This is a genomic window from Anaerosinus sp. (assembly GCF_965318445.1).
The window spans coordinates 39,129-55,361 of the sequence record NZ_CBDNNH010000018.1; the positions used below are offsets into that span (position 1 = coordinate 39,129).

Genomic DNA, 16,233 nt, shown 5'->3' on the forward strand with positions numbered 1-16,233 from the left:
TCTAGATTTTATGACTTTAAAAACGACATCGCCCAATCATAAAAGACAACAGCAAAACCATTACAATTACTATTAAATAAAAAATCCATTGGAGTATTTTACGAGATTTTCTTTTGATGGTATACTTTAAGAATACTAGATATTTTAAGGAATAAAATACAAATTTGGGGTGTATTTATGTTAGAATTGAAAGAAATTACCGTTAAAGTCGAAGATGGCAAAGAGATTTTAAAAAATCTCAGTTTAAAAATTGAAGCAGGTAAATTTGTTGTAATTACCGGTCCAAACGGCGGCGGAAAGTCCACTTTGGCAAAACTTGTTGCAGGAATTATCAAACCTTCTTCCGGCAAAATCTTTTTTAACGGAAAAGATATAACTAATCTTAATATTACGGAAAGAGCAAAGCTCGGTGTTACTTTTGCATTTCAACAGCCAGTTCGCTTTAAAGGCATTACTGTTCGCGATTTAATTAGTATTGCAGCCGGCGATACTAATATGGACGAAAAAAAATTATGCGCATACCTTTACGACGTAGGTCTCTGTGCAAAAAATTATATTGATCGTGAAATCAATGCAAGTTTATCCGGTGGTGAAATCAAGCGTATTGAAATTGCAACTGCAATTGCAAGAAAAACGCAGCTTTCAATTTTCGACGAACCGGAAGCAGGCATTGATATTTGGAGTTTTAACAATTTAACCGGTGTATTTGAAAAAATGCGTCAGGAGAATGATGGTTCTATCATCATTATTTCCCATCAGGAACGCATTTTTGAAATTGCCGATGAAATTATTGTTTTAGCAGACGGACAAATCAATATGCAAGGTAAAAAAGAGGATGTTCTACCAAAACTATTTACGAGCGAAGATAAATGTTCGTTTTGTACAGGAGGTATCCAATAATGAATGACGTGACAAAAGAACTGCTTAGAACAGTTTCTGAACTAGACGGTCTACCTAAGGGTGCTTATAATATCCGTGAAAACGGGCATTGTGCTTCTCGAAACTGTACAGAAAAAATTAATATCGTTTCAAAAACAGACAAACCTGGTATTGATATTATCGTTAAGCCTGGTACAAAATACGAAACCGTTTACATTCCGGCGATCGTTACTGAAAGCGATGTTGACGACCTCGTCTATAACGACTTTTATATTGGCGAAGATGCTGATATAACCATTGTTGCAGGTTGCGGCGTTCATACGGATGGTACCGGTAATTCACAACATAACGGCATCCATCGTTTCTTTCTGAGAAAAAATTCCCGAGTACTTTATTTAGAAAAACATATTGGCACTGGCGAAGGTACGGGTGAACGGATAATTAATCCTGAAACCTATATGGAGTTAGGAGAAAATAGTTATATGGAAATGGATACCCTACAAATCAAAGGCGTTGATTCTAGTAAAAGAGTCACCGAAGGAACATTAGCTGCAAATGCCAAGCTTATTATTCGCGAAAAAATCATGACCCACGGTAACCAAACTGCAGAAACAATTTTTAAAGTGGATTTAAACGGCAATAAGTCTGGTGCAGATGTAATTTCCCGTTCCGTTGCCAGAGATTCTTCAAAACAAATCTTTCGTTCGACAATTAATGGAAATGCTGACTGCAGCGGGCATACGGAATGTGATGCAATTATTATGGACAATGGTGTAGTAAGTGCGATTCCAGAACTTACAGCCAATCATGTAGATGCAGCTTTAATTCATGAAGCAGCGATTGGTAAAATCGCTGGTGAACAATTAACAAAATTGATGACATTGGGACTCTCAGAGGCTGAAGGCGAAGCCAAAATCATCGAAGGATTCTTAAAATAAACAGATTTTTAAAATTCAGATGGAGTTTTAACTCCATCTGAATCTTAGAAATCATCGGATAAATGAAGTCCGTAAAAGCAGAAATGCTGCCGTGAGTGAAAATCACTAATCCGGCAGCATTTTTATTTTTACTTTTTGTTTAACTCACTATCTTTATAATAGCGAGTTCCTTTACCTGTTAATTCAAGCGCCAATCCTTTTTCCGTCATTTGATACATCCAAGTATCCCTAGATACAGTAACAGCGCCTTGCATAGAGTCACCAGAAACACCATCTGTTATCGCAGCAGTTGCCTGTCCGCCAAACTCCCAGCCTGTATTGATAAATTTGTTTAGTGCGTCCTCTGTTGCAAAAACAAAAATTACATTAAATTCTTTTACCCCTAAACCAAGTCCAACCTGTGCTTCCGCCATTTTCATAAAGGTTTCTTCACCGGTAACTTGATTCACTGCAATACCTTTTCCCATTCCACTACCTAAGACAAAAATCTTTACCCCTGTATTTTTAAATACAGCATAGCCCGCTGCATTTTGAATAGCTCTCCTTGCACTTGGGTGAACTTCATAAAGCTTTTCTAAAGTTGCATCAGACATATTACGAACTTTTTGCCGTTTATCTTCTACACTGGCAGCCTGCACAACTGAAATTGACGTAACAAAAGCGCAAAGCACCAGCATACAAACGAGCCGCAAAAATTTAGATTGAGCCAATACTATCCCTCCTCTATATCTTGTACTAAATTAACTATAGCACACAAAAATAAAGTTGCCTAGCAGTAAATTTTTGTCTATTTACCCTTCCTTTTATCCGACGGCTTAACTATCTTTATAAGAAAACGCCTCTTTTTCATGGCATATGCTATGAAAAAGAGGCGTTTTGATGTTTATGCTAATTATACAGGTAAAGCGATATAGTAATCATTTTTTTCTTCTTTATGTTCTTTTAATATTGCTTTCTCCTGATGTACTGACTCTACTAAATATAATGCCAAATCACTAATTAGCGATGCAATTCCATGATTTAATAGCTGCATATTCTCCATTTCTATCTCTACGTTTTTTACAACGCTATCTGGGAGTTGAATTGGCTTTAACAAACTCCCTGCTGATGAACCGTCTTCTCTAATATATTCCATTAAAGACCAGTTGAGCGGAACGGTTTTACTAAGTGGCTGCTTAATAAAGCTATAACTTTTGCAACACCACTTAAATGGACTCTGAATACCATATTCCATAGCATCTCTAAACAAGCTGTCATCTTCTTCTATTTCATGATAGGTGAGTAAAACACCTAGATTAGTCCCAGATTCCTCATCACTAAATTCAACCCACATATCATGGCTGAGCGGCATAAGATTCTCATATGATAAATTTCTTTGATAATTACAATGAAAATTGTCTGTTTTCGTAAAGCACGACATCATTTCGGTCGCTTCAATGATTTTAGCATTCGCAAAACTTTCTTGTAAGCTCTGCCAAAACTCTTGTACTGTACTAATCACATTAAAAGTCTTTTTACTTTTATTTTTTTTACTCGCTTTATTTATAATATCTTCGTAAATCTTCATTATTTATTCCCCTTATAAAACTTATTTTTCTTACTATTTCCTAAAAAAGAAAGCCTATACTTATAATATGTGGGAAAATTTTTATCGGTTTATAAAATTTACAATGTTACAAAACCATTTTATAATGATAGTTATTTTCAATTGACACATACCTATAAAAATTGATATAATGATGCAAAATAAATAGAATAAGTGATAGAGGTGCGATGCTTAATAGTAATTATTCTGAGCTGCCAGCTTTGAGGAATAACGAAAGGAACCATCGCCGAAATAAATTGTCATGGCAAAGATAATTTGTTGGTCTTGGGTTGAATATGCACAAGACTGTCATACGTAATTCGTATGGAGAGCTATCTTGCATGCTTTTTTGAAGCGATTTGCGAGGCTGACTCCAAATCGCTTTTTATATGCAAATACAAATTTTGGAGGTAATATCTATGGCAGAAAAAACATTTCCAATCAGCAAAGATAAATTGCAAGAGATTATTGCAAAGTACCCAACTCCGTTTCATATTTACGACGAACAGGCAATCCGCAATAATATGCGCCGTTTGTTTAAAGCTTTTAGCTGGGCCCCAGCATTTAAAGAATATTTCGCAGTAAAAGCTGCTCCAAACCCTACTTTACTTAAAATTCTAAGCGAAGAAGGCGCAGGTGCCGATTGCAGTTCTTTAGCTGAATTATTATTATCTGAAATGGCCGGAATCAAAGGCGAAAATATCATGCTTACATCAAACGATACGCCAGCAGAAGAATTTCAAAAAGCGCGAGAATTAGGTGCCGTTATCAATCTAGATGATATTACACACATTGATTATCTTGAAAAACACGCCAGCTTCCCAGAGATTCTTTCTTTCCGTTACAACCCAGGTCCATCGCTTGCACATAGCAATACAATTATCGGAAAACCTGAAGAAGCAAAATACGGTCTGACAAAAGAGCAACTCTTTGAAGCATATCGTATCGCTAAAGAAAAAGGTGTAAAACGCTTTGGACTTCATACCATGGTAATCTCCAATGAATTAGATCCTGATTCATTTATCGCAACAGCGGAATTAATGTTTAATCTTGCTGTTGAAATCAATAAAAAACTTGGTATTCGATTAGAATTTGTTAACCTTGGCGGCGGCGTTGGCATCCCTTATCGCCCTGAAGAAACAGCTGTTGATTTAGAATATGTAGGTGAAGGAATTAGAAAAGCTTATGAAAGAATCGTTATAAAAAACAATATTGCGCCACTTACAATTGCAATGGAGTTAGGTCGTTCTATTACTGGACCTTATGGCTATCTTGTTTCCACTGCACTTCATCGCAAGAACACATATAAAAATTACATTGGACTAGACAGCTGTATGGCAAACTTAATGCGTCCTGCACTTTACGGAGCATATCACCACATTACGATAATCGGTAAGGAAAATGAACCTTGTGACCATGTGTATGATATCACTGGTTCACTCTGTGAAAACAATGATAAATTTGCAATCGACCGCGCTTTACCAAAAATCGATATCGGTGATATTATCGTCATTCACGATGCTGGTGCGCATGGCCATGCAATGGGCTTTAATTATAATGGTAAATTACGTTCTGCTGAATTATTGTTAAAACCTAATGGCGACGTAGAAATGATTCGCCGCGGCGAAACAATAGAAGATTATTTTGCCACATTAAAATTTTAAAATTAGCACATTTTGCCTCTCTTATTCATAGATTATATAAAAATGGAATAAGGGGGGCTTTTTCTTATGGACGACAGGAATCCTATGCCGCCAAAATTTTTTTCGTCAACGCCTGATCAAAACTGCATGTGCCCGACTGACCCAGATTTATTGTTACTAAGAAGAATGGCAATCAGCGAACGTAAAGGAATTTATTTTTATCTTTGTGCTGCTGAAAAAACAAGTGGTTCATTATGTAAATTATTCACTGAAATTGCCGAAGATGAAATGGTTCATTTTCGCAATATAATGACACTTTTAGCAAAGTATGATCCCGTACAATGTTGTGCTTTTAATGATGTTTGTATTACACTTCCATCTATAGACAGTTTTCGTAAAAGTAAAAGTTGTTCCAATTTAGAAGCGATAGACTTATTAACAAGAGCAATTGTAGATGAATTATGTGATGCAAATAATTATCAAGAAAGTTATTGCGCCGCCCAGCATAAAGATGTAAAAATACTCTTTTGTAATAATGGCAATGATGAAAAAGTTCATGCTGCAAAACTTTGGAAATGTTTAATGGCATACACAAACGAAAACACATGTAAACCTTAAAAAAACTATTGCGAATGAATACGTTACTCATTCGCAATAGTTTTTTTACTCTTGTATTTTTTATATTTTTATGATATCTTATAAGAAATCAAATAAGTTGGCGATGGAGTTCGCCATTAAACCTGACTTTTCAGTAATGACTCCTACCATAAATTATGGTAGGAGGTTTTTTTATGCTTTATCACTTGACTATTGTTATGGGCGGCGCAGCCCTTGGCGGTGCTGCTAGATATTTAATTTCAACTCTTGCAATACATAAGCTAGGCATTACCTTTCCTTATGGAACTTTAATCGTAAATTTATTAGGTTGTTTTATTATTGGGCTATTTACTGCCGTTGCTTTTGATCGTTTCAATTTTTCTCCACAAATCCGTCTCTTTGTTTTAGCTGGATTTTTAGGGGGATTAACCACATTCTCTTCATTTTGTTATGAAACTATCGGATTGTTTCAGGCTGGTAACATAAATTTCGCCTTAGGAAACATTGCCCTAAACACATTCATCGGCCTGATAGCTACTCGACTTGGGACTTATATCGCCAGAATAATATTCTTTTAAGGTTATAATCTCTCTTTTATTTTTAGCTACAATCTTATACAATAAAAGTAAAAATAATTGAAAGGTAATACTGAAATGGAAATTTTAACTGTAAAAGATGTTATTTTTAATCAAAATCTTCATTATCCCTCTATTGATATTTTTGAAAACCATACAACCTTTTTGCAAGGACCTAGCGGATGTGGTAAAAGTACATTGCTTAAATTATTTAATGCTACTTTATCCCCTGATCAAGGCGTTATTTCCTATAAAGGGCATGATATTTCTACTTTAAATACTATTACATTACGACAAGAAGTTTTGTTGGTGAGTCAATCTGTCTATTTATTTGATACTTCCATTAGCGAAAATTTTGATGAATATTATCGTTATCGCAATCTGGCACCTCTATCAAATGAACAAAAAAAGGATTTTCTCCATATCTGCTCTGCTGATTTCGACTTAACAAGCAATTGCATGAATATGTCTGGCGGCGAAAGGCAACGTATCTATCTTGCTATATGTTTGTCACTTATGCCCAAAGTTTTTATGTTGGACGAACCCACTTCCGCCTTAGACTACGAAACCGCCACACGTGTTTTAGAAAACATAAAATCGTTCTGCCAGGAAAATGAAATTACGTTAATCGTTATTAGCCATGATGCAAATTTAACCCAACATTACGCAGATCATATCATCACGTTAGAAAAGAAGGTGTAATGAGTGAAAGGAATCGCCGAAATCAATATTCTTAATTTTAGTATTGTCTATTTGCTTTTATTCATTGTACTATTTATTATGAAGAAAGCAAAAATCAATCAGACAAAATTACTTATTCTTGCAAGTATCCGTATGACATTACAGCTTGTACTTGCAGGTTTTATACTTACTTATATTTTTGAAAATCCAAATCCTCTCTTTACAGTTTTTTATTTAATTTGTATGACAGGCTTTGCAATTCACCGTGTCATTTCAAAAAATCCTACTTTAAATAAATCCTTTAAAATTGCTATTGCAGCTTCCTTGTCTGTCTCAGGTTTGTCCATACTATTCTTTTTTGTTACCATTATTGTCAATGAAAATATGTTTAATCCACAATACATCATTCCTTTAAGTGGAATGATTATGGGAAATGCAATGACTGGAGTAAACTTGGCAATTAAATCCTTTCGCGAAACCCTAGACCAACAGCGAAATAGAATCAATACTTTAATCAATCTCGGCATAATCCCACAGAAGATTTTATTGCCTTTCGTCAATCAATCTTTAGAAACCGCATTGCTACCAACGATGAATTCGATGCTGGGGATGGGAATCGTATCTCTTCCCGGCATGATGACCGGACAAATCTTATCTGGAACACTGCCTACAACTGCGATTCTCTATCAAATTTCAATTATGATTGCGATTTGTACTGTTGTTTGCCTATCTGTATTTAGTTCACTTTATCTTGGGTACCAAACACTATACAATAAGAAAAATCAGTTTACCTTTTAATAGTCATGAAAAATAGCCTATGGAAGAAACTCCATAGGCTATTTTTAGTTAAAAGCAGCTAGCCGATGACGAATCATTACAACATTCATTACTTGTAAAAAATAATAATATAACAAATAGTACTAAGATCGAGCGCCCCAACCCAAATCCACAAAAGAAATTCTCATTGCAATCACAGCCGCAATTATTTCCACCCCACCACATATAAATAACCTCCTAACTAACCTATGTATCTTTATCTATACAAAGCAATCTGCATATCATATACTATGAATATAAAGCATAAATAGCCTTAGAAAATTAAAAATTAATTCTGTTAAGCAGTGAATTTCTTGTTTACTGATATAAACGAACTTAAAAACTATAAAAATATTACGTTGTTCTTTGGGCAGTTGATATCAATTCATCAAAAGAAAATGAAATTCTATTACAAGAAGAATTAGAACGATTAAATCGCTTTCATATCGTTGGTGAAATTGCAGCAAGTATTAATCATGAAATTCGCAACCCTTTAACAAGAATCCGAGGCTTTTTGTAACTACTCAGCACAAAAAAGAGTTGCCTTAAGAATGAACCTTACTTTCATTTAATGATTGAAGGGCTTGATCGTGCCAATACAATTATTGGAGAGCTTACCCTTGCGAAAAACACTACACTAACCTTAAATCCTAAGCAATTAAATAAACGCTAATTTGGATGTATGAGAAAAGCTGCCTTAAACAAAAATTTGATTAAGGCAGCTTTTGCTATACATCTAAAACTTTTTCTAATACATGCACTTTTACATCCTGAATACCAAATTGTTTTGCTTTGTCCCTTGTACTCATGGCAATATCAATTCTGTTCCCCTTAATTGCACCACCTGTGTCTTCTGCAACTGCATACATTCCTTCACCATTACTAAATTCAATATAAACTTTAGTCCCCAATGGAATCACATTTGGGTCAACTGCAATAATTCCAGGACGTACCTTCGTTCCAATATGCGTTTTATCATTCCATATACCATTATCCTCAGGTCCTGATGTATACGCTGTTGCAACGATATCTAAAACCTTATTTGCAGTTGCATGTTTTGGTTCAGGTTTATTTAATTTTAAAATACCTTCGATAATTTCTTGCTTCTTTTCCGCAATTTTTTCATCATACAATTCACGTAATTTACTAGTTAAATAATCTTTGTATCTATCTGCTAAACTTTCACTATTTTGTGCTTCATGAGATTTATCCGTAATTGGCTGCGCCTTACTCGTAGGAATACCAACAGTCATTACGGAAGATAACAATGCCGCACCAGTTAAACCTGCCATAACACGACGATAACGTTTTTTCCCTTTACGTTCCTTCGCACGTTTTCTCATAGCATCACCTACATCTTCAAATTTCATTTTATTTTTTCCGTTCAAAACAGATTCTATGCAAAAAAATGACAGGGAAACTTACGTTTCTCTGTCATTTTTTGCAATTTCAATCAAATTCAATTTTTCATTACGCGTTAGTTTTTTTATTGCATATTCTCTTTGGCGAGCGAGTTGATTTGTCTGCAACTTTTCCATATAGGCAAGCTTAACCGGAAGTCTGGCGCGCGTATATTTCGCCCCTCGTCCTTCATTATGCACTAATAAACGCTTTTCAATATCGGTCGTCCATCCGGTATAAAGTGTCCCATCGGCGCATTCTAAAATATAAGTAAAGGCCATTTTACTCTGCTTTAATTATTTTAATTTCATTGATAACGACAGGCTCTACTGGTTTATCATTTGCTCCCGTTTTTACTTTGCCAATTTTATACACGACATCCATACCTTCAATTACTTTACCAAAAACAGCATGTTTTCCATCAAGCCAAGAAGTCTTGTCCAAAGTAATAAAGAATTGTGACCCACCTGTGTCAGGTCCAGCATTTGCCATGCTTATAATTCCTGCAGATGAATGTTTTAAATCTTTATGAAATTCATCAGGAATCGTATAACCAGGTCCCCCTGTTCCGTTGCCGCTTGGATCCCCACCTTGAATCATAAAACCATCAATTACACGATGGAACGTTAATTTATTATAAAATCCCTTTTCTGCTAAACCAATAAAATTTCTCGTTGTAGTTGGTGCTTTATCCTCAAACAACTCAATTTTAAATATTCCCATATTTGTATCAAATACAGCAATACGATTCGTTCCATTGTATGGTACTGAAGGCTGTGCAGGTTCAACGTTTTTAGGTGTTGGTTTCGTTTCCTCTTTCGCGATATCACTATATTTCATTCCACTTTGCAATCCAGAAGATTTTTGCTGGCTGCTACTACCGAAACATCCCACAGCAATAAACATCATAAACGTTACTAACATAAAAACTATCCATTTTCTTTGCATGATAATTCTCCTTTTTCAATTGATAACTTGCTACCATTTTTCGTTGGACACCAATATTTCATTTCTTTCTCTTTAGCGAAAAACCCTTCTGGCGGGTGCCAAGCAATACCTTGTGTATGCATTGCAATTAATTGTCTTACCAGCGTATGATCACAAAATTCCTTCACACCCAATGCACAATACTCGCCTAATCGACTGTCAATTGGGAAAAAAGCAACATCCGAAACTAAACCAGTCAAATGCTTCAGCTCTTTTGCAAAGCGATTGCGAGCAAATTTATTATTGGTCTCTGTATCGCCATCCCAATGCCACCAGTTTAAATCACCTGCGTGAAAGATACGCCAACCTTCAAATTCAACATAAAACGAAATGCCTTCATCCGTTGAACCATAAGAAGAAACTTTAATATCCATTTCCCTTACCGTTTCATAAGGATTAAGGTAAATTACCTTTTCTGACGATAAAAGAGATTTGGCAGCCGGCTTAATATCAAAGCTTAAAAAATATTTTGCCACACGATCCGCCATTTCTACAATCTTAGGATTAAAATGATCATGATGCACATGTGAACTAAAGATATATACTTTATTACAATCTGCCAGTACACTTGATAAACAATGATTTTCATCACGATAATAATCAAACAGCAGTGCGGTATTGCCGATTTTTACAGCAAAACCACTATTATCTAAATAAGTAATTTCCATAGAATCCATTCGTATCCCCCCTTACCTTCTATGATTTGCATATTTCACGAAAAGATTACGAATCGGTGTTTGATAAATGGCAAATGCAATGATACTGCCACCTAGCGTACTGATTAAAAATGGAACAACAAAGACAAACGCCCCTGCATCAGACGCTAAAATATATTTCGCTACAGGATAAGCAACAAAAGCACCAAGTATACCTGTACCAAAAACCTCCCCTAAAATCGCGCCATAAATACTCCCTGTCTTCTCATAAAGGTATCCTGATAACGCCGCCCCAATCATGCTACCTGGAAAAGCTAATAAGGATCCTGTTCCTAATAAATTGCGCAACAGCGAAATACTAAAAGCTCCGCTGACACTATAACGTGTACCCAATAAAACCGCAAGCAAAATGTTGATTGCATGCTGCATGGGAAAGCATTTCGCCACAACAACAGGTATATAAACTAAATGGGCAGATAAGACACCGATTGTAATAAATAAAGCGGTAATCGTTAATTTTTTCAGTTGCATTTTCTCCTCCCCATAAATTTAAGAAATCTTCCCATATTTTTTTATTATATCACGATTCAGTTGAAAAATTTCATCAATTAATCGCATGCGAAACGTTCCAATCCCCTCATTCTCTGTTAGACGCAACTTCGCAAGTTCACCACAAATTCCCATGGCAAGTACTCCCGCCACAGCTCCGATAAAAGCATTTCCCGCCGCCGCGAAACTTGCAACAAGCGCGGAGGTCATACAGCCTGTCCCGGTTACTCTCGTCAGCCATTCATCACCATTTTCAATCGTAATCATATTTTTCTTATCGACAACCAAATCTGTTTTACCGGTTACCGCAACAACTGCATTAGTTTTTTCAGCAAATTCCCTCGCAAACTCTCCACAACCAGCTTCACTTGCAACGGAATCAACACCTTTCACTGCTACCTTTCTATGACAAAGCACATTTAATTCCGTCATATTACAGCGAATGATATCCGGTTGAACATCGGCTAAAATCGCTTTAGCAACTTCAGTTCTTTGCTTTGTCGCACCAACGCCAACCGGATCAAAAACAACAGGAATCCCTCTTTCTTTTGCCGTTATTCCTGCCTTTAAATACGCGGGAATATTTGCTACGCTCAATGTCCCTATATTTAAAACAAGCGCGCTCGCTTTACTCGTCATTTCTTCCACTTCATTTATATCGTGCGCCATAACTGGTGATGCTCCCAAAGCAAGAGTTGCATTTGCACAATCATTTGCACTGACATAGTTGGTAATCTGATGAATTAACGGGCGGTTTTGACGTATCCACAATAATTTTTGACTAATCTCTTCTAACAACTCAACCACCTCAAAAGTAAATTTCATTTTATTATATCAAAAACCTTTCCAAACGTAAATTTTCCCTTTATTATTCAATAAATCCTGCAATGAGAAGAATTAAATTTAATAAAACCAAAAACACGGTAAACATCCAGGCAATATAGTTATAAATTCGCCCATTTTTGTACTTGCCCATCAGTTCTTTATTATTTACTAATAGCAACATAAAAATTAAAATTGGTGGCAATAACACTCCGTTGATGACTTGTGCAGCCAGCATGACTTTATATAAAGATATTCCCGGCATCAAAACAAGACCTGCACCAATCACAATTAAGAAGGTATATAAAATAAAAAACGCCGGTGCTTCACGATAGGTTTTATCAATACCATGTTCAAATCCCATAGCCTCACAAATGGCATACGCTGTACTTAAAGGTAGAACAACAGCTGCTAACATAGATGCGCCTAATAAACCAAACGCAAATAAAGTCTTTGCATAACTTCCTGCCAAAGGCTCAAGAGCAATTGCAACATCATGTACATTCGCAATGACAAAATGCTGTCCATACAGTGCTGCCGCCGTTACAATAATAATAAAAAAAGCAATAACCCCGGTGAGTAAAGTTCCGACCAATACATCCACTAGAAGATACCGATATTTTTCTGCTCGAATTCCTTTATCTACTACTGAAGATTGAATATAAAATTGTCCCCAGGGGGTAATCGTCGTTCCAACCAATCCAACTGCTAATAAAATATATTCGTAGTTATTCGAAAAGTCTGGTATAACAAGTGCACTGCCTGCCGCTTGCCAATCTGGTTCAACGATAACACCAGTTATTACATAGCTTATAAACATGAAACATAAACAAAAAAATACTTTTTCAACACTGCGATAATTGTACTTTAGTACAATCCACCAAATTAAAACAGCGCTGAATGGTACAATCACATATTTACTAATTGAAAATACTTCAAAACTGCTGGCAATTCCAGAGAATTCAGAGACTGTCGTTGCAATATTGGCAAATAGCAAAATAACAATCGCCAGAAAAGTCCAGCGTACACCATAATATTCCCTGATTAATGCAGCAAGACCACGTCCCGTTACCGCTCCCGTACGTGCTGATATCTCTTGAAAGATTCCCAAAGAAATTGTGCTTATAAATAATACAAATAGTAGTTGGTAGCCATACTGTGCCCCTACAGATGCATAAGTTGCAATTCCTCCAGCATCGTTATCAGCAAAAGCAGTAACGATGCCTGGTCCCATTACCGATAAAAATAGGAGCATTTTTTTATAATATTTCGTTACGCTCATGATGAAAGTCCTTTCATTTTACGCCAATTTGATTTACTTCATAAAAAAATCGGTTTAACTCAGTGTATTCACTCAGAATATATTCTACTTTTTCTTTTGGCATTTCTCGTAAGATGAAAATAGCATGTAAAGGTTCTATTTGCTTTAACAATTCAATGCATACATTCGGCTTTAAAATGGTCATCGTTAATCCCATAATCTTTTTATTTAATTGTCTTATCAAGATAAATCGTCGCTTATAATCCAAAGATTCAATAATCTGCGCAAGGTCTTCTGGCTTTAATCGATTTAAGTTCTTTTCATAATTGACCTGCAATCCTTTAATACAATCATCCACTAAATTAATATACTGCCAATCTAAAAACTTATTTTGCATCCGCTTAACGAGAAATTCGAGATTCATTCTTCGAAAAAAACCTCTCATGCCAATATCGATCGCTGTAATAAACAAATGCGGTTCACTATGTCTCCTTACAAATGACAAAATAACATCATTCGCTCTGACCAGCCTAGCACCTTCTAAATCAATAATCTGTCGATCTAAAATCCGATCGCCCACCAAAAACATTTTATCTTGATTTTCCTCTGGCATAACTTGATAAAATTTGCAATTCAGCTCAATCATGCCCTTATTATAAAAAGCAATGTAGTCTATAGGAATAATATGATCCAGTTTTCCACAGACAAGCCCTACTACCTTTGGGTAGATGCTATTTATTTCAAAAGCAACATCTAACACTTTACCAATAAAATCTCCACCGCTATTATAAACTTTATTCCCCATAAATTGACTAAAGTAGAATTTTTCATTTCCTTCCATGATGATCCCTCCTTGCAATCATAATCAAAAAAGACCTTCTTAATAGAAGGTCTTTTCGAAAGGTAAGTACAGCATACTTTCTATACAGAAAGACATTCTTCTTACCTTACTATATGCAATTCTAAATTGTAGTGCTAATTTTCCGCACCCTTTATTTTACTCTACAGCAACATCTACGAATTGAAAGGTTCTTCCATCGACTAATCCTAGATCAGTTAATTTCAATTCAGGAATCACTGGCAAACTCAAGAATGCTAATGTCAAAAACGGATCATGTTCGCACTTGACGCCCATATCATGAGCCAAAATTTTCATTGCATTTAGCTGTGCTTCCACATAGTGCACGCCTTCATTCGACATAAGACCAGCCAATGGCAATGGTAACGCTTTTAAAACTTCACCATTATCAACAATAACAATTCCACCCTGCATCTTTTCAATTTCCTTTGCCGCCAATAAAATATCACTATCATTTGTTCCCATCACAATGAGATTATGTGAATCATGGGCAATCGTCGATGCTATTGCCCCTCGTTTCAATCCATAGCCGTGTGCCAAGCCAACACCAACATTACCCGTAGCATGATGGCGTTCGAATACAACTAATTTTAAAATATCAGCTTCTACATCAGCTATAAATTCGCTATTTTCCACTTTTACTTTCATTTCTCGTGCCTTTGTTACGATTTGATGTGGTACAAGCTCAATTACACGCGCTAAATCAGATTTAGCCGAAAGCTTTAGTTTTTCTCTATTAATAGAGGTTAAATGCACAGTTTGTTTAATATGCTCATCGGAAAAATCACTTCCACAAAACAAAGCTTTGTGATGCTCCGCAACTTTTATTCCATTTTTAAAGACAAGGCTTGGATTCCATGTAATTAATTCATCAAATACAAGCAAATCCGCTTTATATCCAGGAGCAATGGCACCGACATCGCCAAGCCCAAAATATGTAGCTGCATTAATCGTCGCCATTTGTAAAACTACAGGAATCTCATATCCCGCTTCTACCGCCAGCCGTACCATATTGTTGATATGTCCTGTACCAATCAAATCCGCTGGATGACGATCATCTGTGGCAAAGAAACAAAATTGTGAGGTGAAGCGATTTACAACAGGTAATAACTGCAACAAATTATGCGCAGCCGAACCTTCACGAATCATCAAATACATACCTGCTCGTAAACGATCCATTGCCTCTTCAGGATTTACACATTCATGATCAGATTTAACACCGGCAGCTGCATACGCCATAATATCATTTCCCATCAAACCCGGTGCATGTCCATCTACTTTTTTGTCCTTTGCAATCATTAATTTATCTAAAACCGTTTTATCCCCAAATAAAACACCTGGATAATTCATCATTTCACCCAAACCAAGTACACGCGGATGATCAATAAATTTTGCTAAATCATCTGCTAATAAAGTTGCCCCTGCATTTTCTAAGTGACTCGATGGAACACAAGACGGCAACATCACATAGACAGATAAAGGTAAATCTTCCGTACTATCTAAAATATACTTTATTCCCTTCAATCCGCAAACATTCGCAATTTCATGTGGATCCGCAATTACAGTTGTCGTACCACTGGGAACAACGGCTCTAGCAAATTCTATTGGGCTAAGCATCGAACTTTCGAGATGCACATGCCCATCAATAAATCCTGGTGTAACATATTTCCCATCCAGATTTAATTCTCTTCGTCCTATATATTCACCGACACCGGCGATTACTCCATCGACAATCGCAATATCGCCTTCAATAAACTCACCAGTAAAAGAATTAAATACTCTTACATTTTTTAATACTAAATCCGCCTGCTCGTCTCCCTTAGCAACTGCAATCAAGCGTTTCATTTTTTTCATCTCTATATCCACCTATCACTTAAAATATCAAAAGAATTATACTTTATCTTATCAAATAAAACAAAAAAAACAAATACATATATATCCATTTACAAAAACAACTTACTCTCAATCTTGTCAATAAATAAAA

The 16,233-nt window shown here is 35.9% G+C and carries 19 protein-coding genes and 2 riboswitches; of the genes, 8 read left to right on the plus strand and 11 right to left on the minus strand.

Annotated features, from left to right (window positions below):
• The first annotated feature begins 177 nt into the window (after positions 1-177).
• Complete coding sequence (locus ACWZFG_RS08415; protein WP_177505704.1) at positions 178-900, plus strand: ABC transporter ATP-binding protein; 723 nt, start codon at positions 178-180, stop codon at positions 898-900.
• Positions 870-1,817 (plus strand): SufB/SufD family protein, encoded by a 948-nt coding sequence (locus ACWZFG_RS08420; RefSeq protein ID WP_455577409.1) that lies wholly within the window; start codon positions 870-872, stop codon positions 1,815-1,817. Before ACWZFG_RS08415 ends, ACWZFG_RS08420 begins: the two co-directional genes overlap by 31 nt.
• Before the next feature lie 128 nt (positions 1,818-1,945).
• On the opposite strand, the gene ACWZFG_RS08425 is transcribed toward ACWZFG_RS08420, so the two are convergent.
• Both ACWZFG_RS08425 and ACWZFG_RS08430 read right to left on the minus strand, forming a co-directional pair.
• A complete protein-coding gene (locus ACWZFG_RS08425) occupies positions 1,946-2,527 on the minus strand; it encodes a lipid-binding SYLF domain-containing protein (protein ID WP_418627037.1) in 582 nt (193 codons plus the stop codon).
• A 182-nt stretch (positions 2,528-2,709) separates the two neighbouring features.
• Positions 2,710-3,384 carry a hypothetical protein gene (locus ACWZFG_RS08430; protein WP_177505703.1) on the minus strand — a complete coding sequence of 225 codons (675 nt, stop codon included), beginning with the start codon at positions 3,382-3,384 and terminating at the stop codon, positions 2,710-2,712.
• Between the two features lie 188 nt (positions 3,385-3,572).
• Positions 3,573-3,745, plus strand: a riboswitch (Lysine riboswitch).
• Positions 3,746-3,821: 76 nt separating this feature from the next.
• On the opposite strand from ACWZFG_RS08430, the gene lysA reads away from it, so the two are divergent.
• From lysA to ACWZFG_RS08460, 6 genes are all read left to right on the plus strand, one after another.
• Positions 3,822-5,066 (plus strand): diaminopimelate decarboxylase, encoded by a 1,245-nt coding sequence (lysA, locus tag ACWZFG_RS08435; RefSeq protein ID WP_177505702.1) that lies wholly within the window; start codon positions 3,822-3,824, stop codon positions 5,064-5,066.
• A 66-nt stretch (positions 5,067-5,132) separates the two neighbouring features.
• A complete protein-coding gene (locus ACWZFG_RS08440; protein WP_177505701.1) occupies positions 5,133-5,663 on the plus strand; it encodes a ferritin family protein in 531 nt (176 codons plus the stop codon).
• Positions 5,664-5,753: 90 nt separating this feature from the next.
• Positions 5,754-5,816, plus strand: a riboswitch (Fluoride riboswitch).
• 20 nt (positions 5,817-5,836) lie between these two features.
• Positions 5,837-6,220, plus strand: coding sequence for a fluoride efflux transporter CrcB (gene crcB / locus ACWZFG_RS08445; protein WP_177505700.1), 384 nt, complete (start codon positions 5,837-5,839; stop codon positions 6,218-6,220).
• 75 nt (positions 6,221-6,295) lie between these two features.
• A complete protein-coding gene (locus ACWZFG_RS08450) occupies positions 6,296-6,919 on the plus strand; it encodes an ABC transporter ATP-binding protein (RefSeq protein WP_177505699.1) in 624 nt (207 codons plus the stop codon).
• A gap of 3 nt (positions 6,920-6,922) precedes the next feature.
• The gene (locus ACWZFG_RS08455; RefSeq protein WP_177505698.1) at positions 6,923-7,696 is read left to right on the plus strand and encodes an ABC transporter permease; all 774 of its coding nucleotides are present in this window, start codon (positions 6,923-6,925) and stop codon (positions 7,694-7,696) included.
• 475 nt (positions 7,697-8,171) lie between these two features.
• Positions 8,172-8,234 carry a histidine kinase dimerization/phospho-acceptor domain-containing protein gene (locus tag ACWZFG_RS08460; RefSeq protein ID WP_418627044.1) on the plus strand — a complete coding sequence of 21 codons (63 nt, stop codon included), beginning with the start codon at positions 8,172-8,174 and terminating at the stop codon, positions 8,232-8,234.
• A 208-nt stretch (positions 8,235-8,442) separates the two neighbouring features.
• Here ACWZFG_RS08460 and ACWZFG_RS08465 read toward each other — a convergent pair whose 3' ends face one another.
• The 9 genes from ACWZFG_RS08465 to ade form a co-directional block, all read right to left on the minus strand.
• A complete protein-coding gene (locus ACWZFG_RS08465) occupies positions 8,443-9,102 on the minus strand; it encodes a 3D domain-containing protein (protein WP_455577410.1) in 660 nt (219 codons plus the stop codon).
• 33 nt (positions 9,103-9,135) lie between these two features.
• Positions 9,136-9,396 carry a GIY-YIG nuclease family protein gene (locus tag ACWZFG_RS08470; RefSeq protein WP_177505696.1) on the minus strand — a complete coding sequence of 87 codons (261 nt, stop codon included), beginning with the start codon at positions 9,394-9,396 and terminating at the stop codon, positions 9,136-9,138.
• 1 nt (position 9,397) lies between these two features.
• A complete protein-coding gene (locus ACWZFG_RS08475) occupies positions 9,398-10,063 on the minus strand; it encodes a peptidylprolyl isomerase (RefSeq protein WP_177505695.1) in 666 nt (221 codons plus the stop codon).
• Complete coding sequence (locus tag ACWZFG_RS08480) at positions 10,045-10,779, minus strand: MBL fold metallo-hydrolase (RefSeq protein ID WP_177505694.1); 735 nt, start codon at positions 10,777-10,779, stop codon at positions 10,045-10,047. The genes ACWZFG_RS08475 and ACWZFG_RS08480 overlap by 19 nt, the downstream gene beginning before the upstream one ends.
• Positions 10,780-10,791: 12 nt before the next feature.
• Entirely contained in the window at positions 10,792-11,289 is a 498-nt protein-coding gene (gene thiW, locus ACWZFG_RS08485; protein ID WP_177505693.1) for an energy coupling factor transporter S component ThiW, read from the minus strand.
• Positions 11,290-11,307: 18 nt separating this feature from the next.
• Positions 11,308-12,132 carry a hydroxyethylthiazole kinase gene (thiM, locus tag ACWZFG_RS08490; RefSeq protein ID WP_177505692.1) on the minus strand — a complete coding sequence of 275 codons (825 nt, stop codon included), beginning with the start codon at positions 12,130-12,132 and terminating at the stop codon, positions 11,308-11,310.
• Between the two features lie 43 nt (positions 12,133-12,175).
• The gene (locus ACWZFG_RS08495; RefSeq protein ID WP_177505691.1) at positions 12,176-13,411 is read right to left on the minus strand and encodes an Nramp family divalent metal transporter; all 1,236 of its coding nucleotides are present in this window, start codon (positions 13,409-13,411) and stop codon (positions 12,176-12,178) included.
• A gap of 13 nt (positions 13,412-13,424) precedes the next feature.
• Positions 13,425-14,231 (minus strand): magnesium transporter MgtE N-terminal domain-containing protein, encoded by an 807-nt coding sequence (locus tag ACWZFG_RS08500; RefSeq protein WP_147666646.1) that lies wholly within the window; start codon positions 14,229-14,231, stop codon positions 13,425-13,427.
• A 156-nt stretch (positions 14,232-14,387) separates the two neighbouring features.
• On the minus strand, positions 14,388-16,103 hold the full coding sequence (gene ade, locus ACWZFG_RS08505; protein WP_455577411.1) for an adenine deaminase: 1,716 nt from the start codon (positions 16,101-16,103) through the stop codon (positions 14,388-14,390).
• Positions 16,104-16,233: the final 130 nt, after the last annotated feature.

Coding starts and splice junctions, on each gene's coding strand:
- ACWZFG_RS08415 (WP_177505704.1), top strand. CDS start 178: ATGTTAGAATTGAAAGAAATTACCGTTAAAGTCGAAGATGGCAAAGAG.
- ACWZFG_RS08420 (WP_455577409.1), top strand. CDS start 870: ATGTTCGTTTTGTACAGGAGGTATCCAATAATGAATGACGTGACAAAA.
- ACWZFG_RS08430 (WP_177505703.1), bottom strand. CDS start 3,384: ATGAAGATTTACGAAGATATTATAAATAAAGCGAGTAAAAAAAATAAA.
- lysA (WP_177505702.1), top strand. CDS start 3,822: ATGGCAGAAAAAACATTTCCAATCAGCAAAGATAAATTGCAAGAGATT.
- ACWZFG_RS08440 (WP_177505701.1), top strand. CDS start 5,133: ATGGACGACAGGAATCCTATGCCGCCAAAATTTTTTTCGTCAACGCCT.
- crcB (WP_177505700.1), top strand. CDS start 5,837: ATGCTTTATCACTTGACTATTGTTATGGGCGGCGCAGCCCTTGGCGGT.
- ACWZFG_RS08450 (WP_177505699.1), top strand. CDS start 6,296: ATGGAAATTTTAACTGTAAAAGATGTTATTTTTAATCAAAATCTTCAT.
- ACWZFG_RS08470 (WP_177505696.1), bottom strand. CDS start 9,396: ATGGCCTTTACTTATATTTTAGAATGCGCCGATGGGACACTTTATACC.
- ACWZFG_RS08475 (WP_177505695.1), bottom strand. CDS start 10,063: ATGCAAAGAAAATGGATAGTTTTTATGTTAGTAACGTTTATGATGTTT.
- ACWZFG_RS08480 (WP_177505694.1), bottom strand. CDS start 10,779: ATGGATTCTATGGAAATTACTTATTTAGATAATAGTGGTTTTGCTGTA.
- thiW (WP_177505693.1), bottom strand. CDS start 11,289: ATGCAACTGAAAAAATTAACGATTACCGCTTTATTTATTACAATCGGT.
- thiM (WP_177505692.1), bottom strand. CDS start 12,132: ATGAAATTTACTTTTGAGGTGGTTGAGTTGTTAGAAGAGATTAGTCAA.
- ACWZFG_RS08495 (WP_177505691.1), bottom strand. CDS start 13,411: ATGAGCGTAACGAAATATTATAAAAAAATGCTCCTATTTTTATCGGTA.
- ACWZFG_RS08500 (WP_147666646.1), bottom strand. CDS start 14,231: ATGGAAGGAAATGAAAAATTCTACTTTAGTCAATTTATGGGGAATAAA.
- ade (WP_455577411.1), bottom strand. CDS start 16,103: ATGAAAAAAATGAAACGCTTGATTGCAGTTGCTAAGGGAGACGAGCAG.